This is a genomic window from Arthrobacter terricola (assembly GCF_004354015.1).
GTDB lineage: Bacteria > Actinomycetota > Actinomycetes > Actinomycetales > Micrococcaceae > Arthrobacter > Arthrobacter terricola.
Window position 1 is genome coordinate 1 of the sequence record NZ_SMRU01000082.1, and the last position, 2,867, is coordinate 2,867.

5 protein-coding genes and 1 pseudogene are annotated in these 2,867 nt (G+C 65.6%); 2 read left to right on the forward strand and 4 right to left on the reverse strand.

The window, feature by feature from the left end; translation table 11 throughout:
* Positions 1 to 137: 137 nt before the first annotated feature.
* Entirely contained in the window at positions 138 to 593 is a 456-nt protein-coding gene (locus tag E1809_RS28095) for a P-loop NTPase family protein (protein WP_407921064.1), read from the reverse strand.
* On the reverse strand, positions 580 to 1,230 hold the full coding sequence (locus E1809_RS27635) for a Mu transposase C-terminal domain-containing protein (RefSeq protein WP_374102719.1): 651 nt from the start codon (positions 1,228 to 1,230) through the stop codon (positions 580 to 582). The genes E1809_RS28095 and E1809_RS27635 overlap by 14 nt, the downstream gene beginning before the upstream one ends.
* 193 nt (positions 1,231 to 1,423) lie before the next feature.
* Here E1809_RS27635 and E1809_RS27645 point away from each other — a divergent pair, with 193 nt between their 5' ends.
* Positions 1,424 to 1,864, forward strand: coding sequence for a hypothetical protein (locus E1809_RS27645; RefSeq protein ID WP_235835790.1), 441 nt, complete (start codon positions 1,424 to 1,426; stop codon positions 1,862 to 1,864).
* Positions 1,865 to 1,918: 54 nt separating this feature from the next.
* On the opposite strand, the pseudogene E1809_RS27650 reads toward E1809_RS27645, so the two are convergent.
* A pseudogene (locus E1809_RS27650) lies at positions 1,919 to 2,005 on the reverse strand (hypothetical protein); the annotation flags it as partial.
* Between the two features lie 16 nt (positions 2,006 to 2,021).
* Entirely contained in the window at positions 2,022 to 2,657 is a 636-nt protein-coding gene (locus E1809_RS26255; protein WP_235835788.1) for a recombinase family protein, read from the reverse strand.
* Positions 2,658 to 2,671: 14 nt separating this feature from the next.
* On the opposite strand from E1809_RS26255, the gene E1809_RS27230 reads away from it, so the two are divergent.
* A partial coding sequence (locus E1809_RS27230; RefSeq protein WP_205754322.1) for a hypothetical protein occupies positions 2,672 to 2,867 on the forward strand: 196 nt, incomplete at its 3' end.

Genomic DNA, 2,867 nt, shown 5'->3' on the forward strand with positions numbered 1-2,867 from the left:
AGATGAACGGCCGGCCGGGACATGACCGAAGTGCGATGGCAGCACCCGGAGCTAACTCGGGAACGCACTATGAGCAGACAGCCCAAGCCGTCGACGCTCGATCTTAGACACCGATAAGGCTCCAGCCGAACAAGTCGTCATGCGGTAACCAACCCGCGAATGTCAGCCTGACACTGCAGTCGGAAGAAACGACTCGCCAGCACCACACCACAACCGGCCGGTACGCGATGGGCGGCTCCCGGAACAACACCCAGGAGCCGCTCATCCATGCACTCTTGACAACCAGAACTACATATCAGCGGGTGCCATTGCTCCCATTCGTCCGTGCCGGCGTAGCGACGAGCCGAGAGCGTCTTGCCGACTCCAGGCGGGCCGTAGCAAAGGCCGATATAGCGGTGCGTGCGGACAGTGTCGGCGAATTCGGTGAATCGGCGGTGTTCCCGAGTGGTGACGAAATTCGGCTGCATGTTGAGGTGCGGAGGTGGGGCGTCGGTGAATTCGTCCCAGTGGCCGTTGAGGAAGCGGCGGCCGTCGTCGTTTTCCTCGAAAAGGACGGACCGGGGATGGCGTTGGAGTCGCTCATTCGGTGGCATAGGTCTTCAGCCCGTGCTTCCTTGGTTCGTCCGGTGCGGGACCGGTGTCTTGGGCAAGCCCGGCCTGGGGTGCTGAAGCGATCTGGTAGCGGCTGTCGGCGGGCAGTGAACTGGCAACGCGGCGTCGCTCGCGCAGCTGCTTCTTCAGGGCGCGGCCGCGGGCTGTGCGTGCGGTCTGGAGGTCGGCGAGTGTGTAGCTTTCGGATGAACGTTCCGGGGCGATGGCTCGGCACAGGAATGCGTTCTCGTAGAACACACGGATCTCGCCGAGATCGCGGGGGTCGTAGCGGACCGTGACATCTTCGCCGACATAGGCGGCGAGTACCGGTGAGATGTAGCGGGTGGATGCGAATCGGATGCCGTCGCGCTGAACGCGTCTTGTTGTCGCGGCGTTGAGCAGGAGCAGGTCGATGTCCTCGGGGTGCGCCGGGCCTCGCGGGACGAACCCGGTACCGCGCCAACGCGCGTGTGGGGCGGTACCTGTCTCAGAATGCCGTCGCTCGTTGTATTCGTGGACGATGAATCTCCCGAGCGTCTCGTCCAGTTGGCAGATGGTCAGCGCAGGCTCGGTCAGGGGCACGCCGCCGGTCCCGTGGGGGATGAATCCGGGCAGGTGGGGCAGGAGCTCGGTGGTCAAGGTCCCGTAGAAACGCTCGATCTTCCCCCGTCCCTGCGGCCTTCCGGCGCGGGAATGGACCAGGCGGATGTGCAGTTCGAGGCAGACCTGCTCGAGGCGAGCCGTGGTCGCTGTACAGCACGTCCGGGAGCCCCGACACGACCCAGACAGGGTCGTGCTTGCGGCTGACCGCCTGATGGAACGCTAGCGCCGAATGCTCCGCCGTGGGCGCCTGGACCGACAAAGCGTATCCGGCAACTGCGCGGGAATAATCGTCCAGGGCGACCGTCAGCCACGAGCGGACAGGCCGCTGCTTCTCGTCCAGGATCATCACGTCCAGAAGGGTGTGGTCCATCTGCCATTGCTCGTTCGCGGCGGCGGCCGTGCGGCGGAAGACCAGCTCGAATCCGTCACGGTAGGCGGCATCGCCACCGGCCGCGAGAGTGCGCAGGCCCGCATCGATGCCGTGGATGATGGCCCTCACCGTGGTGTAGCTGGGTGCCGCAAGGCCTCGGTCCCGGGCGATGTCGCCCACCCGACGGTGAATGTACGCCGCCGTCGGTACGGGCCGCTGCAGCGCGAGAGCCTCCACCACTTCGATGAGTTCGGGCGGGGTGTGTCTAGTTCCTTTGTCCCTGCGCGCCGGTCTGGCTAGCCCGCCTGCTTCCAGCCGTGCGGCCCACCGCTGGACAGTCCGTGTCGTGACCCCGGCGGCCTCAGCGAGCCGCACCCACGGCACGCCGTCGAGATGCCGGTGCACCAGCTCTGCCTTCTCATGGTCGCTGCGCTGTGCCATCACGGCTCCCTTCTCCTCAGGAGTGCTCGACGTGCTGGGTCAGGTGGCGGTAGATCGTTCCGCGCGAGACCCCGAATGTCTCGGCGATCTGGGCCACGGTGTGCTGCCGGGCGTCGTACATCGCCCGGGCTTGGGCCGCCTTCGTCGGGCTCATCTTGAGTCGGCCCCCGCCCTTGCGCCCGCGGGCCCTTGCCGCCGCTAGGCCATCCTGGGTGCGCTCCACGATCAGGTCATGCTCGAACTCGGCGATGGCGGCGAGCATATGGAAAAACAGCCGCCCTCCGGGGGTGGTGGTATCGATTCCCTGGGAGAGAGCTTTCAGACCGATGTTCCGGCGCTGGAGCGTGTCGGCGACCTCCTTCAGGTTTCGCACCGACCGGCCAAGCCTGTCCAGCTTCGCCACGACCAGAGTGTCGCCGGAGCGCAAATAACCGAGGGCCTCGTCCAGCACCGGCCGGCGCGTGAGCACCCCGGAGGCGTGCTCGACGAAGATCTTCTCGCATCCGGCCGACTCGAGGACGTCCGTCTGCGCCTCCGGGTTCTGCTCCCGGGTCGAGACCCGGGCGTTAGCTTTGCGGTTTACGCGTGTCTCGCAGAGGTGATTGTTTGCCTTTTGTACGGCATTTATTCGTTGCTCCGGCATGTGTCTCATGTCAGGTTTGTCCCGTGATTCTGCACTCGTTCAGTTCCGTTGAGTGGGAAGCGTGGGGGCTGTCCGGCCGGCCGCTGATCCGTGATGACATGCCGGTCCTCATCGATGAGGATCTCTGCTTCGAGGATGCTGAGGGTCCGCGGCCGACGGTTGCGATGAACCAGTGGCTTCGGGAGCTGCCGGTCAGCGGGGCGCCCTCCCCGAAGACGT

Excerpts from the sequence above, each read along its gene's own strand:
- E1809_RS27645 (WP_235835790.1), top strand. The coding sequence starts at position 1,424 with ATGCTCCGCCGTGGGCGCCTGGACCGACAAAGCGTATCCGGCAACTGC.
- E1809_RS26255 (WP_235835788.1), bottom strand. The coding sequence starts at position 2,657 with ATGAGACACATGCCGGAGCAACGAATAAATGCCGTACAAAAGGCAAAC.
- E1809_RS28095 (WP_407921064.1), bottom strand. The coding sequence starts at position 593 with ATGCCACCGAATGAGCGACTCCAACGCCATCCCCGGTCCGTCCTTTTC.